The sequence below is a fragment of the Streptomyces sp. NPDC040405 genome, from assembly GCF_055595765.1.
Genome location: NZ_JBVIVI010000006.1, coordinates 208802 through 230397, shown reverse-complemented (window position 1 = coordinate 230397; position 21596 = coordinate 208802). Strand labels below are relative to the sequence as shown.

Below are 21596 nucleotides of genomic sequence, written 5' to 3'. Positions count from 1 at the left end.
TGTCCGGGGCGGGTGTCCGCATGGTGTCGGCCCCGTGGTGGTGGGCCCGGGATCGGCCTATCCTGCGCACGGGTTGATCGACTTCCTACGGAGGACGCATGACCGTCGGCAACACTCCCTCCCGGGCCGTGGTGGTGGGCACCGGATCCCGTGCGCAGATGTTCACCACGGCACTGGCCCGCCGCCCCGGGCTGCGGGTCGCCGCGCTCTGCGACCCGAACCCGGTGCGCATCGCCCACCACCAGCGGCTGCTGAAGGAGGCCGGTGAGCCGGAGGCGGCCGCCTGGAGCCCGGACGAGTTCGAGCGCCGACTGCGTGCGGACGACATCCAGGAAGTGGTCGTGACCTGCGTGGACGCGCTGCACGACGCATACATCGTGCCCGCGCTGCGGGCCGGTTGCCGGGTGGTCACCGAGAAGCCGATGACCACCGACGCCGCCAAGTGCCGCCACATCCTCCGGACCGTCGAGGAGACCGGCAACCCGCTGGCGGTGGCCTTCAACTACCGCTTCAACCCGGTGCACGAGGAAGTCCACCGGCGGCTGTCCTCGGGCGCCATCGGCGAGGTGCTGTCCGTGCACTTCGAGTGGCTGCTGGACACCCGGCACGGCGCGGACTACTTCCGCCGCTGGCACCGCGAGAAGCAGCACAGCGGCGGGCTGATGGTGCACAAGTCCAGCCACCACTTCGACCTGGTCAACTGGTGGCTGGGGGCCCGGCCGCAGGAGGTCTTCGGCTACGGCAGGCTCGGCTTCTACGGCCGCGACGCGGGCGAACGCAGCGGTTACCGCCGCGAGTACGAGCGGGCCCACGGCGCGTCCGCCGCGAGGGACGACCCGTTCGCGCTGGAGCTGGCCGACAACGACGCGCTGCGCTCGCTGTACCTCGACGCCGAGGGCGCGGACGGCTACCACCGGGACCGCAATGTGTTCGGCGACGGCATCACCATCGAGGACGACATGTCGCTGCTGGTGCGCTACGACACCGGCGCCACCATGACTTACCACCTGACCGCGTACTCCCCCTGGGAGGGCTACCGCGTGATGTTCAACGGCACCCGCGGCAGGCTGGAGCTGGAGGTGGAGGAGAGCCGGTGGCAGCCGCCCGTGCTGGGAACCGCCTCCGGCCGGGGCACGATCCACGGCGACGAGGCGCTCGCCAACGCGGGCGGCCCGCGGGTGGTGCTGCGCCCGCTGTGGGAGCCGCCGCGCGAGGTGGAGCTGCCCGCGTTCGACCACGCGGGACACGGCGGCGGGGACGAGCGCATGCTGACGGCGCTGTACGGCCCGCAGGACCCCGCGGCGGCCACGGCGACGTCCGCCGCGGTGGACGGCTCCGACGCGTCGAAGCAGCGGGCCACCGAGGCGGACGGAGCGCTGGCCCTGGTCACGGGCCTTGCCGCGAACGAGTCGTTCCGTACCGGCAAGCCCGTGGCCACGGCGGACGTGGTACCCGGGCAGGGGCTCGATCAGCGCTAGGGGGGTGTCCGCACAGTCGCGTTGGATCAGCCCGCGGCGTCTGGTGCGTGCGATCGCACGGCGGAGGGTCGTCCTCGTAGTGGGCCTACTCGGACGCGCCCGACAACGCAGCGAGCGTGCGTGCCAGGCGTCGCGGGCCCGACGGGACTTTGCGGACACCCCCTAGGCGCTCAGCCGTTCCTGCTGTGCCGTCAGTTCCAGACCCATGTGCTGGGCGAGGCCGACGGCGAGGGCCGCCACGGTCGGATGCTGCCAGACGAAGTTTCCGGCGAGCTTGATGTTCAGGCCGGTTTCCAGCCGTACCCGCAGCTCCATCGCGAGCAGCGAGTCGAACCCGAGGGACCTCAGCGGGGTCTGCGGGTCGAGGGTGGTGCTGCTCAGCCGCAGGACGACCCGGATGTGGTCGGTCAGATACGCCTCCAGGGCGGCCCGGCGGGCGAGTCCGGGCGGGACGGCGGTCAGCCGGGCCCGGATGTCGTCGGTTTCCTCCTGGGTGTCGGCCGGGTGGTCCTCGCCGGGGAGGAGCTGTCCGAAGAGGGACGAGTGGTGCCCGGCGGCCGGGATCCAGCTGGTGGGCTCGCCGGGGATGACACCGGTGTGCACCCGCCCGTACGCCAGCAGGGTGCCGAGCGCGCGGAGCCCCTCGTCGGTGGGGATGGTCTGGTAGCCGCGGTCGGCGAAGCCGGTGGCGACGCCGGTCTCGCCCCACGGGCCCCAGTTGACGGCCAGGGTGCGCAGGTCCCGGGCGGAGCGCCAGGCGGCGAAGCCGTCCAGCCAGGCGTTCGCGGCGGCGTAGGCGCCCTGCCCGGGGTTGCCGAGCAGCGAGGCCATGGAGGAGAACACCGCGAACCAGTCGAGCCGCACCCCGGCGGTGGCCCGGTGCAGCCGCCACGCCCCGGTGACCTTCGGTGTCCACACCCGGTGCAGCTGGTCCTCGTGGATGTTGGTGACCACCGCGTCGTCGAGGACCATCGCGCAGTGAACGACGCCGTCGAGCGTCGCCCCGTTCGCGGTGGCGGCGGCCACCAGCCGGTCGGCGGTGCCGGGGCGGCCGATGTCGCCGAGGATGACGGTGACCCGGGTGCCGGTGGCCGACAGTTCGCCGAGCGTCTGCGCGTCGGCGGCCAGGGGTGCGCTACGGCCGTTGAGCACGAGGTGGCCCGCGCCCTGACCGGCCAGCCAGCGGGCGGTGGCCAGGCCCAGCCCGCGCAGCCCCCCGGTGATCAGATAGGTGCCGCCCTCGCGCACCGGGAGGGGCCCGTCGGGCAGGACGGCGCTGATCTCGCCCTGCTGCGGCAGGGTCAGCACCAGTTTGCCGAGGTGGCGGGCGCCCGCCATCTGCCGGAACGCCTCGGTGACATCGGCCAGCGGATAAGTGGTGCAGCGCAGGGGCTTCAGGCGCCCGGCGGCGAACTCGTCGAGCACCTCGTGCAGCATGGCGGCGAACACCGCGGGGCGGGAGGTCTGGAGTTCCACGAGGTCGACCGTGCTGAAGGTGATGTTGTGGCGCAGCGGCGAGAGCCCGAGCGGGGCGTCGGAGAGGATGTCGCGGACGCCGAGCTCGATGAAGCGGCCGAAGGGGCGCAGCGACTCCAGCCCCGCCCGGATGGCCGAGCCGGACAGGGAGTTGAGGACGACGTCGACGCCCTCGCCGCCGGTGGCCTCCCTGATCTGGTCGCGGAAGTCGAGCGACCGGGAGTCCATGACATGGGTGATGCCCATGGAGTGCAGATAGCGGCGCTTGTCCTCGCTGCCCGCGGTGGCCAGCACCTCGGCGCCCAGCAGCCGGGCGACGGCGATGGCGGCCAGGCCGGTGCCGCCGGTGGCCGAGTGGATCAGCACCCGCTCGCCCGCCGTGACCCGGCCGATGTGGCGCAGGGCGTACCACGCGGTGATGAAGGCGAGGGGCAGTCCGGCGGCGGTGGCCGGGTCGAGGCCGTCCGGGATGGGGCCGGTGCACGCGGCGGGTACGACGGTGAAGGAGCCGAAGGCGCCGCCGCGCGCGTCGGCCGCGACGACCCGGTCGCCGACGCGGACGTGGTCGACGCCGGGGCCGACCGCGGTCACCTCACCGGCGCATTCGAAGCCGAGCCGGTAGCGGACGTCGGTGTCGCCGGGGAGCAGGCCCATGGCGGTGAGCACGTCGCGGAAGTTTAGCCCTGCGGCCAGGACGCGCAGTTCGGCCTCGCCGGGGCCGGGCGGGCGCCGCCGGGCGGTGGCGAGTTCCAGGGTGCCGAGGTCGCCGAGGCGTCCGGCCCGCAGCCGGTAGCCGTCGGTGCCGCAGCGCACGGTGCGGGCGGTGGCCGTGGTGCGTTCGGCGTCGGTCAGGGGTGCGTAGCCGAGCCGGGCGGTGTGGCGTGTTCCGTCGCGGAGGGCGACCTCGTCCTCGGTGGCGTCGGCGAGGAGTTCGGGTACGAGGCCGAGGGGTGCGGCCTGGTCGGTGTCGACCAGAGTGGTGCGCAGTTCGGGGTGTTCGTACGCGAGCACCCGCACCAGTCCGCGCAGTGCGCTCTGCGCCGGGTCGGGCACGTCCCCGGGTGCCACGGCCCGGGCGCCGCGGGTGACGGCGTACAGGCGCGGCGGGTCGGCGGGACCGCCGGAACCGCCCCGGCCGCCGGGGCCGGAGGCGAGTGCCTGGGCGGCGGCGAGCAGCCGCCGGGTGCGGCGCAGGGCGTCGTCACCGCTGTCGTCGGGAGGCGTGGCTTCCGTACGCGCGCCCTCGTCGCCCATGTCCTGAGTCGGTATGCCCGGCGACGTGCCGCACAGGAGGACGACGCCTCGTGGCAGGGCGCCGGGACCGGTCAGCCGGGCGGTGAGGTCGTCACGGAGGGCGTCGAGCGGTGTGTCGTCCAGGGGCGGGTCCCAGACCCGGGTGGTGGCTCCGGCGGCGCGCAGGGCCTCGGAGGTGGCGCGGGCCGTGCCGTCGCCCTCGCCGACGACGACCCAGTGGCCCGGCGGGCGTCCGTCGTCCGGGGCGGGCAGCGCGGCGCGTTTCCAGTCGACCTCCAGGAACCACTGGTCGACCTCGGTGGTCTGCTGGACGGCGCGGCGGGCGATCCGCAGGCCGTCGATGGCGAGGATCGGGCGGCCCTCGCCGTCGAGCAGCCGGATGTGGCCGACGAGGGTTCCGGCGGTGCTCTCGGCCGTCAGCCGGGCGTGGCAGTAGACGGCGGTGGCGGGGTCGCCGGTGACGCGGGCGGTCTGGATCCCGACGGGCAGCACCAGCCCCTGGTCACCGTCCTTCAGCAGCCCGGCGACCAGGAGCTGGGCGCAGAGGTCGACCAGGACGGGGTGGATGCGCAGGGCGTGTTGGGGGGTGCGGGCGGCCTCGGGGATCCGTACCCGGGCCCAGAAGCTGTTGCCGAGCCGGGAGGTGTGCACCTCGGTGATGCCGTTGAACGCCGGGCCGTGTTCGATGCCGCGGGCCCGCAGATTGGCGTACAGGGCGGCCGGTTCGACGGGGAGGGGGTGGCGCAGGGCCAGGGTGCGTACGGAGGCGGGGCGGGGCCGCGGGGGCGCGGCGAGGCGGCGCAGTACCGCGCCGGCCTGCCTGATCCAGGTGCCGTCGTCGTCGCGTCCGAAGATCTCGCAGGTGGCGCGGTCGGCGCCGGCCACGGTCACCGTGGTGCTGAGGTCGGTGTGGTCGGCGAGGGTGAGGAGTTCGTGGAAGCGCAGATCGGTGACCTCGACCTCGGTGGGGTCGGCGTCGAAGACCTGGCAGGCGGTGGTGAGCGCGAGGGCGTAGTAGGCGGCGCCGGGCAGCACGGGGGTGCCGTGCACCCGGTGGTCGTCCAGCCACGGCAGGGTGGCGGTGCCGGTGCTGGCGCGCCAGGAGTGGCGGAGGGATTCGCCGGGCACCTCGGTGTGGCTGCCGGGCAGTTCACCGGCGGACCGGCCGGTGGTGTCGGCGGCGGGCGCGGGGAGGGTGGGGGCGGCCCAGTGGGGGGTGCGGTCGAAGGTGATGGCGGGGACGTCGGCGAGGTCGCCGTCCCCGTACAGGTGCGCCCAGTCGACGGGGACGCCCGCGCAGTGGAGGGCGGCGAGCTGGGTGCGGAAGGTGGTGGTCTCGTCCTCGCCGCGGCGCAGGGTGGGCAGGACGACCGGGTCCCGGGTCAGATCGGCGAGGGTGCGGGCCACGGGGTGGGTGACCACCGGGTGCGGGGAGATCTCCGTGTACACCAGGTGGCGGTCCGCCGCGGCGGCGGCGAGCGCGGCGGAGAAGCGCACCGGGCGGCGCAGATTGGCACACCAGTAGTCGGCATCGAAGGCGGGGAGGTCGTGCGGGTCGTCGAGGACGGTGGTGTAGAAGGGGATGTCCGGCCGCCGGGGGGTCAGATCGGCCAGGACGGTGCGCAGTTCGGGGAGCAGGGGGTCGACCTGCGGGGAGTGCGAGGCGACGTCGACGGCGACCAGGGCGGCGGGGACGCCCCGGGCCTCCCAGTCGGCGACGAGGCGTTCCACGCGTGCGGTCTCCCCGGCCACGACGGTGGAGCCGGGCGCGGCCATGACGGCGACGGTGACGGCGCCCGAGGCGTCGGCGGCGGTGTCGAGTTCGGCCTGCACCTCGTCGGCGGGCAGGCCCACGGTGGCCATGGCGCCGTTTCCGGCGATCCGGGTGAGCAGCGCGGAGCGGCGGCAGATGACCTTGACGCCGTCGGCCAGGGAGAGCGCCCCGGCCACCACGGCGGCCGCGACCTCGCCCATGGAGTGGCCGATGACACCCGCCGGTTCGACGCCGTGGGCGCGCCAGGTGGCGGCGAGGGCGGTCTGCAGGGCGAACAGCACGGGCTGGACGCGGGCGCAGCCGGACACCGGCTCGCCCGCGCGGATGATGTCGAGCACCGAGAACCCGGTCTCGGCGGCGATGAGTTCGTCGGCCTCGGCGAGGGCGGCGGCGAAGGCGGGTTCGCGCTCCAGCAGTCCGCGTCCCATGCCGGGCCACTGCGAGCCCTGTCCGGAGAACACCCACACCGGCCGCCGGGACACCTCGGCGCCCACGGCGCCGGTCACCACGGCGGGGTGGGCCTGGCCGGTGGCGAACGCCCGTAGCGCCTGGCTGAGTTCGCCGTGGGTGGTGGCGGTGACGCCGAGCCGTCCGCGGCCCGCGGCGCGGCGCAGGGCGAGGGTGTGGGCGATGTCGCGCAGCGGTACGGCCGCGCCGTCGCCCTCCAGCCAGTCGGCCATGCGCCGCGCCGCGACCGGCAGCGCGGCGGGGGACCCGGCCGGGAGGAGGACGATGTGCGGGTCGGTGGCGATGGTGTGGCGTGGCCGCCGCACGCGGGGGCGCGCGGGGGTGGCGGGCGGCTGTTCCAGCACCACATGGGCGTTGGTCCCGGAGAACCCGAAGGAGGAGACGGCCGCGAGGCGGGGGCCGGTGCGCACGGGCCAGGGGGTGAGTTCCCGGGGGACGAAGAAGCGGGTGGCGTCGGCGTCGATGGCCGGGTTCCAGCGGGTGAAGTGCAGGTTGGGCGGGATGAGGCCCTGGTTCAGGCAGAGGATGGCCTTGATGAGGCCGGTGACCCCGGCGGCGGGTTCGAGGTGGCCGAGGTTGCTTTTGACGGACGCCAGTGCGCAGCGGTCGCGGCCGGTGCCGTACACCTCGGCGAGGCTGGTGAACTCGACGGGGTCGCCGACCGGGGTGCCGGTGCCATGGGTCTCGATCATTCCGATGTCGCGGGCGTCGATTCCGGCACGGGCGAGCGCCTCCTCGTACAGGGCGCGCTGGGCGGTGGCCGAGGGTGCGGCGAGTCCGTCGGAGTGGCCGTCCTGGTTGACGGCGGAGCCCCGCAGGACGGCGAGGACGCGGTCCCGGTCGCGGATGGCGTCGGGGAGGCGTTTGAGGACGACGATGCCGCAGCCCTCGCCGCGTACGAAGCCGTCGGCGGCGGCGTCGAAGGGGTGGCAGTGGCCGGTGTGGGAGAACATGCCCATCCGGTCGAAGGAGCGGGTGACTCTGGGCTCGAACATCAGGGTGACGCCACCGGCGAGGGCCAGGTCGCATTCGCCCGCGCGCAGCGCCTGGGCCGCGAGGTGCACGGCGACGAGGGAGGAGGAGCAGGCGGTGTCCAGGGCCAGGCAGGGCCCCTGGAGGCCGAGGAGGTAGGAGATCCGCCCGGCGGCGACGCAGTGCGCGTTGGACAGGGCCGAGCCCTGCTGTTCCTGGGTGTGCCGGTCGAGGCGGTCCGCGTAGTCGTTGTAGCTGAGGCCGGTGAAGACGCCGGTGGCGGTGCCCCCGAGCCGGTCGGGCGGTGTTCCGGCGTGTTCCAGGGCCTCCCAGGCCACTTCGAGCAGCAGCCGGTGCTGCGGGTCGAGGACATCGGCCTCGCGGCCGGAGACGCCGAAGAAGTCGGCGTCGAAGCCGGACACTTCGCGCAGATAGCCGCCGACGGCGGGCAGTCCGGAGCCGTCCGCCGGGGCGGTGGCATCCGGTGTTCCCCACAGGGCGGTGCGCTCGGCGGGGGGCGCGGCGACCGCGTCCCGTCCCTCGGCGAGCAGATGCCACAGGGCGGCGGGCGAGTCGATGTCACCGGGGAGTCGGCAGCCCATGCCGACCACGGCTATGCGGGTGGGCGGGCGCCCGGAGGCAGGGGTGTTGTGACGCATCGGGGTCTCCGTGGGGGTGTTTCGGCCTGTGGGGTGGAGGCCGGGAGGGGGCGGGGTCGCGGGGACCGCCTACGTGGCGTCCGGGCTGCCCAGCAGCATCGCGTGCTTCACGCCACCGATCTGGTAGTTGAAGCTCAGCGCGTAGTCGAAGTCAAGGGGGCGGGTGCGGGTGCCGGGGACCGGGTCGAAGGGCAGTCCTTCGGCGGGTTCCTCGCAGTTGGCGGTGGGGCACACCGCGCCCTGTTCCATCATCATCAGGGTCAGGGCGGCGCCGACGCAGCCGATCGGCGAGCCGTGGTGGCCGAAGCAGGCCTCCTGGGTGCTCACCAGGACGGAGCTGTCCGGTCCGTACAGCTCGCGGATGGTGTTGGCCTCCAGCGCGGTGACGGCCGCGCCGCCGTCGCAGGCGCCGTTGACGTACGGGATCTGCTCGATGCGCCACCGGTCGCCGAGGCAGGCGCGGACGGCCCGGACGAGCTGTGCGCCGCCCGCGTCGGTGGCGAGGGGGTTGTCGAGGCCGTCGCGGGTCATGGCGGTGGCGAGCACCTGGCCGTAGAGGTGTGCGCCGCGGCGCAGGGCGTGTTCCCGGCTTTCGAGAATCACGGTGGCGGATCCCTCACCGTGGTTGATGCAGTCGGCGCGCCGGTCGTAGGGGCGCATGAGGGAGTCGAACGAGGCGAGGAGGTCGGGCATGGCGGCGGCGTCCATCGCCTCGTGGGCGCGCTGCGCGCCCACTTGCACCTGCTGGCCCTGCTGGATCAGGGCGAGGTCGAAGACGTCGACTCCAGTGACGGCGGCCATCTCGACCTCGCCGGTGGCGATGAGCCTGCGGGCGTTGCCGATCTGCACGGCGGCGGACGAGCAGCCGCAGGTGACGGTGTAGCAGGGGCCGGTGGAGCGGGCCGCCGCGGCCTGGACGACCGCTACGTCGGAGGGGGTCGCGCCGAGCGCGGCGGCGACGAACATCTCCACGCCGTCCAGCGCGGTGGCCTCGTCGGCCTGGGTGTTCAGCAGCGAGAGATACACGCCGACGTTGGTGTCCACTCCGCCGCGGCCGACGAGGAGGGCGGCCTCGCTCAGATCCCCCGCCTGGAGGTCCAGTTCGGCGTCGGCGCAGGCTTCCACCAGGGACACCAGGCCGAAGCGGTGGGCGTTGGTGTAGTGGCGGGAGAAGAACTCGGGGATTTCGGGGAGCCGTTCTCCGAAATGTTCTGGGGTGAGGTTCACCGCACCGTAAGCGATGTCCCGCTGTACGAGCGCGGATCGGCCGTGGGAGGCCATATCCCATGCCTGCCCGGCGGTGAATACGGGCTCGCCGTCGCCCGGCAGGCAGAAACCCAGACCGGTGACCACGGCGTCCCGCGGTCTTTTCACCGCGGCCTCCTGAAGCTGATAATAGTTGTCATGACGACCTCCTGATCCTCACTCGGAAACGATTTACGGAATAGAAGACGTTACGCCGCGGCAAGGACCGTCGGTAGGTTGTGCCGTATCACCCAGGTGGATTCGGCAGGTACGGTTCGGGGATTCGTACGCCCGGCGCCCGGCGCACACCACCGCCCCGGTATCGGGCCCCGCGTTCCCCCGCACGCCCCCTCTTGCGGAAACTTCCTGAAAACCGGGGGAAAACACAGCCGTTCGCGGGCATCTCATCGGTACGTCATTTCGACTGTTCAGCACAGGCCGCCGAAAGGACCACCATGGCGAACCAGTCCGTCCCGTTCGACAACCTGGACCGCAAGATCGTCGCGGCTCTGGTGGCGAATGCCAGGGCGAGCTTCACGGAGATCGGCGACGCGATCGGACTGTCGGCGTCCGCGGTCAAGCGGCGGGTCGACCGGATGCGGGAGAACGACGTGATCACCGGCTTCACCACGACCGTGCGCCCGGCCGCCCTGGGCTGGCGGACCGAGGCGTACGTGGAGGTGTACTGCGACAGCGCGGCCCCGCCGCGGCGGCTGGCCGAGGTGGTGCGCAGCTACCCGGAGATCACCGCGGCCATGACGGTGACCGGGAGCGCCGACGCCCTGCTGCACGTCATGGCCACCGATGTGGAGCACTTCGAGGAGGTGCTGGAGCGCATCCGGACCGAGCCCTTCATCCGGAAGACCATCAGCTACATGGTGCTGTCGCATCTGATAGCGGGCAGCGCCGAGGCCGGTGCCAGCCCCGCCGCCGCACCGCCCGGGGCGATGGACGCAATGAACGGCCGCTGAACCGCTCGGAGACGCAACATCGCTGCACCATCGCGCAATTTTCCTTTCTTGTGTCCCCTCTCGTCCGCTTTCTACCGTTGGAATCATTCACCGGCCCGCGGAAGCGAGAGGACTGCTCCGTGCCCCAGACCCGTGTGCCGCGCCCCCGGCGCTATCTGACCTGTCCCCCCAGATTTTTCGACGTCCGGTACGCCATCAATCCCTGGATGCGCGAGGACACCGTGGTCGACACCGCGCTCGCCCACACCCAGTGGGAGACGCTGATCCGGACCTACCGCGACCATGGCCACCGGGTGGAGGCCGCCGAGCCGGTGCCGGGCCTGCCGGACATGGTGTTCGCGGCGAATTCGGCCCTGGTCCTTCAGGGCCGGGTCTTCGGCTCCCGGTTCCACGCGCCCCAGCGGCGGCCGGAACAGCTCGCCTACACCTCCTGGTTCAAGGCGGCCGGATTCGAGGTGCACCCGCCGGAGGCCGTATGCGAGGGCGAGGGCGACCTCGTGCCCGCGGGCCGGTTCATCCTGGCCGGTACCGGGTTCCGTACGACGCGCGCCGCCCACCAGGAGGTGCAGGAGTTCTTCGGGGTGCCGGTGATCAGCCTGCTGCTGGTGGACCCGTACTTCTACCACCTGGACACCGCCCTGTTCACGCTCGACGAGGAGAACATCGCCTACTACCCGGGGGCGTTCTCCCCCGGGAGCCGTGAGGTCCTGGAGCGCCTGTTCCCGGAGGCGCTGATCGCCACCCGGGACGACGCCATGGCCTTCGGGCTCAACTCCGTCTCCGACGGCCGCCATGTATTCGTCGCCCCGCGCGCGACCGGCCTCATCGACCAGCTCACCGACCGCGGTTTCGTCCCCGTCCCCGTCGACCTGTCGGAGCTGCACAAGGCCGGCGGGGGCATCAAGTGCTGCACTCAGGAGATCCGCTGATGACCGCACCCGCACGCACCGCCCCGGCCGCAGGCGCCCGCCCCGCGCGCTCCTCGGAAGAACTGATCGGCGCCGAGGAGTCCTCGCTCGCCCACAACTACCATCCGCTGCCGGTGGTCGTCTCCCGCGCCGAGGGCGCCTGGGTGTGGGACGTCGAGGGCCGCCGCTACCTCGACATGCTGGCCGGGTACTCGGCCCTCAACTTCGGCCACCGCCACCCGGCGCTCATCGAGGCCGCCCACCGCCAGCTCGACCAGCTCACCCTCACCTCGCGCGCCTTCCACAACGACCGGCTCGCCGGGTTCGCCGAGGGCCTCGCGCACCTCACCGGCCTGGAGATGGTGCTGCCGATGAACACCGGCGCGGAGGCGGTGGAGAGCGGCATCAAGCTGGCCCGCAAATGGGCGTACGAGGTCAAGGGCGTCGCCCCGGACCGGGCGACGATCGTGGTGGCCGACGGCAACTTCCACGGCCGTACGACGACGATCGTGGGGTTCTCCAGCGACCCGGTGGCCCGCGAGGGGTTCGGCCCGTTCGCCCCGGGCTTCCGCGTCGTCCCGTACAACGACCTCGCCGCGCTGGAGGCGGCGGTCGACGAGACCACGGCCGCCGTGCTGATCGAGCCCATCCAGGGCGAGGCGGGCGTGCTGATCCCCGACGATGGCTATCTGCGCGGGGTGCGCGACCTCACCCGGCGGACCGGGACGCTGTTCATCGCCGACGAGATCCAGTCCGGTCTCGGCCGCACCGGTACCACCCTCGCGGTCGACCACGAGTCGGTGCGGCCGGATGTGCTGCTGCTCGGCAAGGCGCTGGGCGGCGGCATCGTGCCGGTCTCCGCCGTGGTCGCCGACCGTGCGGTGATGGGCGTGCTGCGCCCCGGTGAGCACGGCTCCACCTTCGGCGGCAATCCGCTGGCCGCCGCCGTCGGTTCGGCCGTGGTCGACCTGCTGCGCACCGGGGAGTTCCAGCGCCGCGCCGCCGAGCTGGGCGAGGTGCTGGACGCCGGGCTGAGCGCGCTGCACGGCAAGGGCGTCACGGGGCACCGCTGCCGCGGCCTGTGGGCCGGGGTCGACGTGGACCCCGCGCTGGGGACCGGGCGCGAGATCGGGATGCGGCTGCTGCGCGAGGGCATCCTGGTCAAGGACACCCATGGTTCGACGATCCGGCTGGCGCCGCCGCTGACGATCACCCGCGAGGAACTTCAGGCGTCGCTGGCGTCGCTGGAGAAGGTACTCGGCTGACCAAAACCGGTACCTCCGCTCACCGACGGCGACATTGAGCGCCGGGCCGCATTACGTTCCATACGGCCCGGCGCTTCGTCTTGTTCAATCCATCTCCGAGATTCTTTTTCGAGGGCCTGAACCAGCGCGTGAACCGTAGATAACGCGCAGGTCACGGCCCTTTTATGTACGTTGTTGAGCATTCGACTGTTGCGGATCTCCCGATGTGGAACACTTCCTGTCAACTCGCCGGGAAGACCTGGTGGAGGGTGTGAAGTCCTTGCAGGTCAGCATGGGTTGAGAAGGCGAGCGTGCAGGGTGCGGGAAGGAGTTGCGGCTGGAGTGGACACGGAGCCGGTCACGGTGACGGCCGCATACCGGGTGGAGCCCGGCCGCGAAACCGAGTTCTATGGCTGGGCGATTGAGATGCTCAATGCCGCGGCAAGCCTTCCGGGATACCTGGGGGGCGGCGTCATGGGCTCCGGCCAGCTGTCCTCGGAATGGCATGTCATCTACCGATTCGACAGGGAAGTATCCGCACAGGGATGGGAATCCTCGCTCGAGCGCGCCCGGTTGGCGACTCGGGCCGGACCCTTCGTACAAGAAAAGGGAACTCAGCGCACCTCAGGACTGCAGAACTGGTTGAAGGGTCCGGTGCGGCCGCTACCGCCGCCCCCCAAATGGAAGCTCTGGCTGGTGAACCTGGGCGCCGTGTTCCCTCCGGTCCTCATGTTCAACGTGCTGGTGATCCCGTTCCTCGACGGTACCAATTTCCTGCTGCGGACCCTGGCTCTGTGTCTTGGCGTGACCGCGATGGTGACCTGGCTCGTCATGCCGCGCCTGCAGCGGCTCCTCAAGAAGTGGCTCTACCCGCCGCTTCAGTCGATCCGAGGACGCCACAGGCGCATGGCGATGGACGGCCCGAAGCAAGGAGGCAAATCCGGATGGAATCGCTGAGGACGCTCCTCGTCGATAATTATGACTCGTACACGTACAACCTCTTCCATCTGCTCACCGAGGTCAACGGTGAGGAACCGGAGGTGCTTCTCAATGACGCGCCCGAATGCGCGGACATCGACCTCTCCGAGTTCGACAACATCGTGGTCTCCCCCGGCCCCGGACATCCGGCCGACACGCGTGACTTCGCCGGGGCCGCCCGGCTGATCGAGCGGGCCACGATTCCGGTACTGGGCGTGTGCCTGGGCCATCAGGGCATAGCCCTCGGCGCCCAGGGGCGGGTGGTGCCCGCCCCCGAGCCGCGGCACGGCCATCTCTCCCGGATCAAGCACGGCGGGCGTGGCATCTTCCGTGGTCTTCCCCAGGACTTCACGGCAGTCCGCTACCACTCGCTGTGCGTGGCCGAGCCGATGCCGCTGGGTCTGCAGGGCATCGCCTGGTCCGAGGACGGCGTCCTGATGGGGCTGCGGCACCGGGCCCGCCCGCTGTGGGGCGTGCAGTTCCACCCGGAGTCGGTGCTCACCGGATACGGCCACCGGATGTTCTCCAACTTCCGCGATCTGACGATCGAGCACGCCAACGGCGAGTCCGTGACGTCCACCGCCTCCCCCGGCCAGCCCCGCAAACCCCGCACCCCGCGCCCCAGGAAGCCGGTGACGGTGAGCGCCCCCGCGGCGGACGCCACGAAGGCCCGCTCCTACCGGCTGCACGCCCGCTGGCTGGCCGACGCGACCGACACCGAGGCGGCCTTCACCCGGCTGTACGCGGACGCCCCGCGCGCGTTCTGGCTGGACAGTTCGCGGACCCAGGCCGGCGAGGCGCGCTTCTCCTTCCTCGGCGACGGACAGGGGCCGCTGGCCGAGTTCGTGGCGTACGACACCGCCACCAAGGTGTGCGAGATCGAGCGGCCAGGGCAGCCCGCCGCCACCTACCAGGGCAGTGTCTTCGACTATCTGAAGCAGGAGCTGGCCGCCCGCCAGGTCCACGCCCCGGACCTGCCCTTCGACTTCACCGGCGGCTATGTGGGCTACTTCGGCTACGAGATGAAGGCCGACACCGGCGCCCCCGGGCGGCACGAGGCCGCTACCCCCGACGCCTGCTGGCTGTTCGCCGACCGCTTCGTCGCGGTCGACCACCAGGAGGGCGTCACCTACATCTGCTGCCTCTCCGAGGACACCCCCGACGGCCACCGCGGCGCCAAGGAGTGGCTGGACGCGACGGTGACCGTGCTCACCGGGGTACCGGCGCAGACCGAGCCCCTGCCCACGCCGCCGCCGCTGACCACCACCGCGGCCGTCGAACCCTGGCTGGTCAGGGACCGGGAGAAGTACCTGGCCTCGATCGAGGCGAGCCTGCGCGAGCTGCGCGCCGGGGTGAGCTACGAGATCTGCCTCACCAACTCCGCGTGGCTGCCCGCCCCGAGCGACTCGTACACGTTCTACCGGACGCTGCGCCGCTGCAACCCGGCGCCGTACGCCGCCTATCTGCGGTTCGGCGACACGGACGTGGCGTGCGCCTCCCCCGAGCGCTTCCTGCGGGTCACCCCGGACGGCATCGCCGAGGCCAAGCCGATCAAGGGTACGGCGCCGCGCTCCGGGGACACCGACAAGGACGCCCGGGCGCTGGCCGCCCTCGCCACCAGCGCCAAGCCCCGGGCCGAGAACCTGATGATCGTCGACCTGCTCCGCAACGACCTGGGGCGGGTGTGCAAGCCGGGCAGTGTGTACGTCCCGCGGCTGATGAACACCGAGTCGTACGCCACCGTGCACCAGCTGGTGTCCACCGTGCGCGGACGGCTGCGCCAGGACACCAGCACCGTCGACTGTGTGCGGGCCTGCTTCCCCGGCGGCTCGATGACCGGCGCCCCCAAGCTGCGCACCATGGAGATCATCGACTCCCTGGAGACCGAGGCCCGCGGCGTGTACTCGGGCGCCCTCGGCTTCCTCAGCTGCAACGGCGCGGCCGACCTCAGCATCGTGATCCGCGCCGCGGTGTTCACCGGCGGCCGGATGCACATCGGGGCGGGCGGTGCCATCGTCCTCGACTCCGACCCGGCCGAGGAGTACGAGGAGATGCTGCTGAAGACCGCGGCGACGATGCGCGCCTACGACGCCTCGGAACAGCGGCCCGCCGATGAGCTGGACGACCTGCTGGTGGCGGCGGCCCCATCGCTGCCGGACTCCCCCGCGAAGGAGCTGGAACGGTGACCGCTCTCCCGGATTCCGCCCTCTCGGATCCCGACCTGCTGGATCCGTCCCTCGCCGCCGCGCTTCCGCTGTCCGGCCCGTCGGTCTTCGTCCCGTCGGTGTCCGCCAACGTGGCCGCGCATCTGGCGGCGCTCGCCGACCGCAGCGGCTGGTCGGCCCGGCCCGCCTTCCTCGAGGCGCACCGGATCTGGACCCATGGCGAGGTCCACGACCGTGCCGCGCGCGCCGCCACCGTACTGGCGGGGCGCGGGGTGGGTGCCGGGGACCGGGTGCTGATGGCGCTGCCCGACGGCATCATGTGGGTGGCCACGTTCCTGGCCGCCGCCCGGCTGGGGGCGACGGCGGTGCTGGTCAACCCCGGGCTCACCGCCGACGACCACCGGTTCATGGCCGAGGACTCGCGGGCCGCGCTGTGTGTCTCGGGGCCCGATCTGCAGGACCACTTCGACACCGCGCGCTGGCTCGGCGCGGACCAGCTGTCGGCGCTGACGGACCCCGGCGGCATCGACGCCGCGGCCGCGGCGCCGGAGGCCGAGCCGGTGACGGCCGACGCCCCGCTGTACGTCCAGTACACCTCGGGCACCACCGGCCGCCCGAAGGCGGTGACCCACACCCATGGCGATGTGGCGGCGTACTACGACCTGGTGGGGCGGGAGGTGCTGGACATCGGCCCGGACGACGTGACGTTCTCGGTGTCCAAGCTGTTCTACGCCTACGGGTTCGGGAACGCCTTCGTCTTCCCGCTGTTCTCGGGGTCGTCCGCGGTGCTGAGCGCGCAGCGGCCGGGGCCCGGCCTCACCGACGACCTGGTGGCCCGGCACCGGGTGACCCTGCTGTACTCGGTGCCGTCCGCGTACGCCGCCCTGGTGGACGAGCGCGGCACCGGCCACACCCACTGCTTCGCCTCGGTGCGCGCCGCCGTCAGCGCGGGCGAGAGCATGCCCCGCGGGCTGGGGGAACGGGTCGCCGAGATGCTGGGCGCGCCGGTGCTGGAGCAGATCGGCTCCACCGAGGCGGGCCACGCCTTCTGCGCGAACACCGTCTGGGAGAACGCCCCCGGCACCCTGGGCCGCCCGGTGCCGCGCTTCGAACTGGAGCTGCGGGACAGCGGCGGCACCGTGGTGGAGGCCACCGCCGGTGAGGCGGCCGAGGGCGAGCTGTGGGTGCGCGGGCCGACGGTGGCCTCCGTCCGCCCGGCGGACGACGGCTGGCTCGCCACCCGGGACCGGGCCCGGCGCAACCCGGACGGCACGTACCAGCACCTGGGCCGGGTCGACGATCTGGAGATGGTCGGCGGGATCACCGTGTCCCCGCTGGAGGTCGAGGAGGTGCTGCGGCACCACCCGGCCGTGCGGGAGGTGGCAGTGGCCGCCGTCCCCGACAGCCGGGGCGCGACCCGGCTGCACGCCTTCGTGGTGCCGACCGCGCCGGTGGCCGGTGGCCGGACCGTCGACGAGCGGGCCCTGTCGGCCGATCTGATCGCGCTGGCCCGGAAGCGGCTCGCCGCGTTCAAGGCGCCGCGCACGGTGCGGGTGGTGACGTCCCTGCCCCGGACGCAGACGGGCAAGCTGCGCCGCCATGTCGTACGGACGGGCGCCTGGTGACCGGCCGTCATCCCGCCGGTCCCCCTCTCTCCCCCGCGCGCACCCTCGTGAACGATTCCGAACGGTAGGTACTGCAAATGTTGGAGCGGCTACTCCCCGAGCGCGGGTTCTACCTCGGGCTGATGTTCCAGGAGGCCGCGGCCCGCCACGGCAGGGTCCGGGTGACGCTCGACCGGGCGCTGGACGTCGCACCGGACGCCGGTACGGACCTCGGGTACACCGACCTGGCGGATCTGGTCGACGACCTGGCCGCCCGGCTGTGGTCGGCGGGGGTGCGGCCGAGCGAGCATGTGGCGATCCACAAGAGCGACAACGTCGACATCGTGCTGCTGGCCTGCGCCGTCTCCCGGATCGGTGCGGTGCCCGCGCTGCTGTCGCCCTCGCTGGACGGCGGGGTGGCCGCGGTGCTGCTGGACCGGCTGCACGCGCCCTGGCTGATCACCGACCGGGCCGTGCTGGAATCCGCCCTGAGCGGTCTGGACACCGGGCTCGCCCGTGGCGTGCTCACCGTGGACGAGGCGCCCGGGAACGCACACGCGATCCCGCTCGCCAAGTACGCCGGAGTGCCGCGCCGCGCGCCCATCCGGCTGCACCCCCGCGAACCCTCCCTGATCACGCACAGCTCGGGCACCACCGGCGTCCCCAAGCTGGCGGTGCACTGCGCGCACACCATGTGGAACCGGCTCGTACCGCAGCAGGCGCTGGGCCGGGCCACCCGCGGCGAGTCCGCGGCGCTGCACATGTCGTTCGTGCACTCCCGCTTCTACCATCTGCTGGGCGTGCTGCTGCACTTCGGCAGCCCGCTGCTGCTGCTCCTCGACCCCGACCCGGCCCACGCGGGCCCGCTGCTGGCCACGTACCGGCCCGGCATCGTGGAGACCCACCCCAACACCTTCGTGCTGTGGGAGGACCTGGCCGACGCGCCCGGGGCGCCGCTGGCCAACGTACGGGCGTACGGCTCCACCTTCGACGCCATCCACCCGCGCACCGTGCAGCGGCTGCTCGCCGCGTCCCGCCGCCGCGACCCGCGGCTGGTGCAGCTGTACGGGCAGAGCGAGACCGGGCCGATCGCCTTCGGCTGGTACACCCGGCGCGGCGCGGACCGGGTGCAGGGGCGGCGGGTGGGCACCGGCATTCCCGGGTTCACCCGGATCCGGGTGGTGGACGAGCGGGGCCGGAAGTGTCCACCCGGTGCGCCGGGTGCCATCGAGGCCCGTACCCGCGGCCGGATCCTCACCTATCTCGGCGCCCCCGACCAGTACGCCCGCCAGGTGGACCGCGGCTGGTGGCGGATGGGCGACATGGGATACCGCGACCGGTGGGGCGCGCTGTATCTGCTCGACCGCGAGGTCGACCAGCACGCCACGGTGGACTCCAATCTGGAGGTCGAGGACGAGCTGCTGTCCCGGGTCGCCGAACTCCGCGAGGTGATCATCGTCCACGGTCCCGACCTGGAGCCGGTGCCGGTCGTATGCACCCGCGGGGACCAGCCGCTGGACGCGGGCCGCTGGCGGCTGGCCACCTCGGACCTGCCGCCGCTGGCCGAACCGGTGCAGTGCCGCTTCGAGGACCTGCCCCGCACCGGCACCTGGAAGATCAAGCGGCTGGAGATCAGCCGGCTGCTGGCCGAGGGCGAACTGCCCACGCTGTCCACCGCCCGGGCCCATGGCTGACCCGGCGGCGATCGAGCGGCCGGTGCTGGTGGTGGGCGCCGGGCCGGTCGGGATGACCGCGGCGCTCGCGCTGCGGGCCCGCGGGCTGCCGGTCACCGTGCTGGAGGCGGGGGCGAAGGACCGGGTGCGGCCCGGGAGCCGCGCGCTGTTCGTGCACCGCCAGTCGCTGCGGCTGCTGGAGCGGGCCCGCCCCGGGCTCGGGCAGGGCATCGCGGCGTACGGCACGACCTGGCGGACCCGGCGCACTCTCTACCGCGGGCGCCAGGTGTTCGCGCAGACCTTCCCGGAGCCCGCTGACGGCGGCGGTGGCAAGCTGCCCGCCTTCGCGAGCCTGCGCCAGGTGGACACCGAGCGGTTTCTGTACGAGGCGTGTCTGGACTCGGGCGTGGACTTCCGCTTCGACGCCGAGGTGTCCGGGGTCGAGGCCACCGGCACCGGGGTGACGGTGACCGCGGCGGACGGCGACAGCTGGTCGGCCGGTCATGTGATCGCCGCCGACGGGGCCCGCTCCGCGGTGCGCAAGGCGCTGAACATCCCGCTGGAGGGGACCCGTTCCGAGGGCTATCACGTCGTCGTGGACGTGGCGGACCCGGCGGGCGGGGAGTTGTCGGCCGAGCGGGTCTTCCACTACGAGCACCCCGCCGCCGGCGGCCGCACCGTGCTGCGGGTGCCGTTCACCGGCGGCTTCCAGATCGACCTGCAGTGCCGGGCGGGCGACCCGCCGGGCACGTACGACACCGAGCAGGCGGTGCGCCGCTGGCTGCCCCGGCTGGTGGGCGCGGACTGCGCGCACCATGTGCTGTGGGTGTCCCGGTACCACTTCCTGCGCAAGGTCGCCGCGTCGTTCACCGATCCGGCCGGCCGGGTGCTGCTGGCGGGCGAGGCGGCGCATCTGTTCCCGCCCTTCGGGGCGCGCGGCATGAACAGCGGGATCGCGGACGCGGTCGCGGCGGCCGATGCCATATCGGTGGCATGCTCCGACCCGTCGCGGGCACCCGTGGCCATCGGCGAGTTCGCTTCCACCCGCCGTCGTGCCGCGCTGTTCAACAGCGTGGCCGCGGGGGCGGCCCTGGACCATATGCGGCCACGCCGCTGGGCCCGGATGACCCAGCGGGCGGCGGCCACGCTGGCCCCGGTGGTCCCCCGGTGCGGCGCGTGGCTGGAGCACGCCCCGTACGGCCCCCGCGGCGGCCCGATGGCCGACGCGGCGCGGAAGTACTGACGGTGGAGGGGAACGAAGACGTGAACACGGACACGGACAGGCGTGCGGCGGCCCGGAACACCGGCCCGGCCCGGGGCGCGGCCCGGCACGGCGGCCACCGGCAGTCGTCGGAGCAGCAGTGGACGCTGATGTGGCGCGAGGACGGCGGGCTGATGCCCTCCCGCCCGGTGCCCGACAGCGCGCTGCTGGCCGCCGACTCCTGGCTGGTCGACGAGGGGCGGGTACGGGCGCTCGACCACCACCACCGGCGGTTCTCCGTCGCGTGCGCCGAGGCGACGGGCGACTCCCCGGCCCGGATCGAGAGCTTCTGGCGGGACGCGGTGGCGGCGCTGCCGCGCACCGGCCGCTGGTTCCCGCGGGTCGAGCTGGCCGGTCCCGAACCGGCCCGGCTCTATCTGCGGATACGGCCCGCACCGCCCCGGACGTGCGACGTGGCCGTCTGTCTGACCGAGGAGTTCGACCCGCGCGTCCATCCGCGCCGCAAGGGACCGGATCTGTCCCTGCTGGCGCATCTGCGCCACCGGGCCGCCCAGCGGGGCGCGCAGGAGCTGCTGCTCACCACCCCCTCGGGTCTGGTGCTGGAGGGGACGACGGCGAACGTCCTGTGGTGGGAGGACGACGTCCTGTGCCTGCCGCCGCCGGACCTGCCGCTGCTGGCGGGCGTCACCACGACCCTGCTCCAGGAGCGCGCGGCGGAGCTGGGCGTCCGTACCGAACACCGCCGGTGTCCCGTCCACGAGCTGGACGGGCGCGAGGTGTGGCTGGTCAACGCGTTGCACGGGATCCGGCCCGTGACCGCGTGGCTCGGCCGTCCGCTGCGCGCGGGACCGGCCCTGCGCGCCGCTTCCTGGCAGAGCTGGCTCGACAGCGCCGGCGATGTCCTCATGCCCACGAACGGAGTTCACCGATGACCGCGACCGCGCCCGGCCCGCAGGCCACCACCGCCCGGCTGGAACTGAAGAAGCTGGCCCCCAAGGTGTCCGCCGCGATGGGTGCCCTGCACGCGGCGGCCGTCGAGGCGGCGCAGGAGGCGAAGGTCGAGCCCGAGCTGCTCGAACTGGTCAGAATCCGCGCCTCCCAGCTCAACGGCTGCGCGTTCTGCCTGGACATGCACACCAAGGACGCCCGGTCCCGGGGCGAGACCGAGCAGCGCATCTACGCCCTGAGCGCCTGGCGGGAGACCCCGTTCTTCACCGAGCGCGAGCGGGCCGCGCTCGCCCTGGCCGAGGCGGTGACCGACGTCCAGGACGGCCACGTCCCGGACGAGGTCCACCGCGCCGCGTGCGAGGTGTTCGACGAACCGCAGGTGGCAGCGTTGATCTGGGCCGCCGTCGTCATCAACGCGTACAACCGCACAGCGATCAGCGCCCGGATGGTGCCCGGCGCGTATCAGCCCGCCCCTCGCACCTGACCCCCTGCCCGTCGCGTGGCGCGCCATGGGGCACCCCCGGCGCATGGCGCGCCGTGCGACGACGTCAGCACTT

The 21596-nt window shown here is 72.9% G+C and carries 13 protein-coding genes; 11 read left to right on the top strand and 2 right to left on the bottom strand.

What is annotated here, in order from left to right; genetic code table 11:
* The first annotated feature begins 98 nt into the window (after positions 1-98).
* A complete protein-coding gene (locus tag ACZ59A_RS25345; RefSeq protein WP_470962385.1) occupies positions 99-1478 on the top strand; it encodes a Gfo/Idh/MocA family protein in 1380 nt (459 codons plus the stop codon).
* Between the two features lie 162 nt (positions 1479-1640).
* Here the strand turns inward: ACZ59A_RS25345 and ACZ59A_RS25340 are convergent, their stop codons facing one another.
* Positions 1641-8081, bottom strand: a complete 6441-nt coding sequence (locus tag ACZ59A_RS25340; protein WP_470962381.1) for an SDR family NAD(P)-dependent oxidoreductase — start codon at positions 8079-8081, stop codon at positions 1641-1643.
* Positions 8082-8150: 69 nt separating this feature from the next.
* Complete coding sequence (locus ACZ59A_RS25335; protein ID WP_470962378.1) at positions 8151-9455, bottom strand: beta-ketoacyl synthase N-terminal-like domain-containing protein; 1305 nt, start codon at positions 9453-9455, stop codon at positions 8151-8153.
* Positions 9456-9781: 326 nt separating this feature from the next.
* Between ACZ59A_RS25335 and ACZ59A_RS25330 the strand changes: the two genes are divergently transcribed.
* From ACZ59A_RS25330 to ACZ59A_RS25285, 10 genes are all read left to right on the top strand, one after another.
* Positions 9782-10297: an Lrp/AsnC family transcriptional regulator gene (locus ACZ59A_RS25330; RefSeq protein ID WP_470962375.1), complete on the top strand. Its 516-nt coding sequence runs from the start codon at positions 9782-9784 to the stop codon at positions 10295-10297.
* A 119-nt stretch (positions 10298-10416) separates the two neighbouring features.
* Positions 10417-11226, top strand: a complete 810-nt coding sequence (ddaH, locus tag ACZ59A_RS25325; RefSeq protein ID WP_470962372.1) for a dimethylargininase — start codon at positions 10417-10419, stop codon at positions 11224-11226.
* The gene (gene rocD / locus ACZ59A_RS25320; protein WP_470962369.1) at positions 11226-12470 is read left to right on the top strand and encodes an ornithine--oxo-acid transaminase; all 1245 of its coding nucleotides are present in this window, start codon (positions 11226-11228) and stop codon (positions 12468-12470) included. Before ddaH ends, rocD begins: the two co-directional genes overlap by 1 nt.
* 321 nt (positions 12471-12791) lie before the next feature.
* Positions 12792-13406 carry a hypothetical protein gene (locus ACZ59A_RS25315; RefSeq protein WP_470962366.1) on the top strand — a complete coding sequence of 205 codons (615 nt, stop codon included), beginning with the start codon at positions 12792-12794 and terminating at the stop codon, positions 13404-13406.
* On the top strand, positions 13394-15613 hold the full coding sequence (pabB, locus tag ACZ59A_RS25310) for an aminodeoxychorismate synthase component I (RefSeq protein WP_470962363.1): 2220 nt from the start codon (positions 13394-13396) through the stop codon (positions 15611-15613). Before ACZ59A_RS25315 ends, pabB begins: the two co-directional genes overlap by 13 nt.
* Positions 15614-15711: 98 nt before the next feature.
* A complete protein-coding gene (locus tag ACZ59A_RS25305; protein WP_470963125.1) occupies positions 15712-17217 on the top strand; it encodes an AMP-binding protein in 1506 nt (501 codons plus the stop codon).
* 77 nt (positions 17218-17294) lie between these two features.
* Positions 17295-18890 (top strand): class I adenylate-forming enzyme family protein, encoded by a 1596-nt coding sequence (locus ACZ59A_RS25300; RefSeq protein WP_470962360.1) that lies wholly within the window; start codon positions 17295-17297, stop codon positions 18888-18890.
* Positions 18883-20112: an FAD-dependent monooxygenase gene (locus tag ACZ59A_RS25295; RefSeq protein WP_470962357.1), complete on the top strand. Its 1230-nt coding sequence runs from the start codon at positions 18883-18885 to the stop codon at positions 20110-20112. The genes ACZ59A_RS25300 and ACZ59A_RS25295 overlap by 8 nt, the downstream gene beginning before the upstream one ends.
* A 128-nt stretch (positions 20113-20240) precedes the next feature.
* Entirely contained in the window at positions 20241-21023 is a 783-nt protein-coding gene (locus tag ACZ59A_RS25290) for an aminotransferase class IV (protein WP_470963122.1), read from the top strand.
* Entirely contained in the window at positions 21020-21523 is a 504-nt protein-coding gene (locus ACZ59A_RS25285) for a carboxymuconolactone decarboxylase family protein (protein ID WP_470962354.1), read from the top strand. Before ACZ59A_RS25290 ends, ACZ59A_RS25285 begins: the two co-directional genes overlap by 4 nt.
* The last annotated feature ends 73 nt before the right edge of the window (positions 21524-21596 follow it).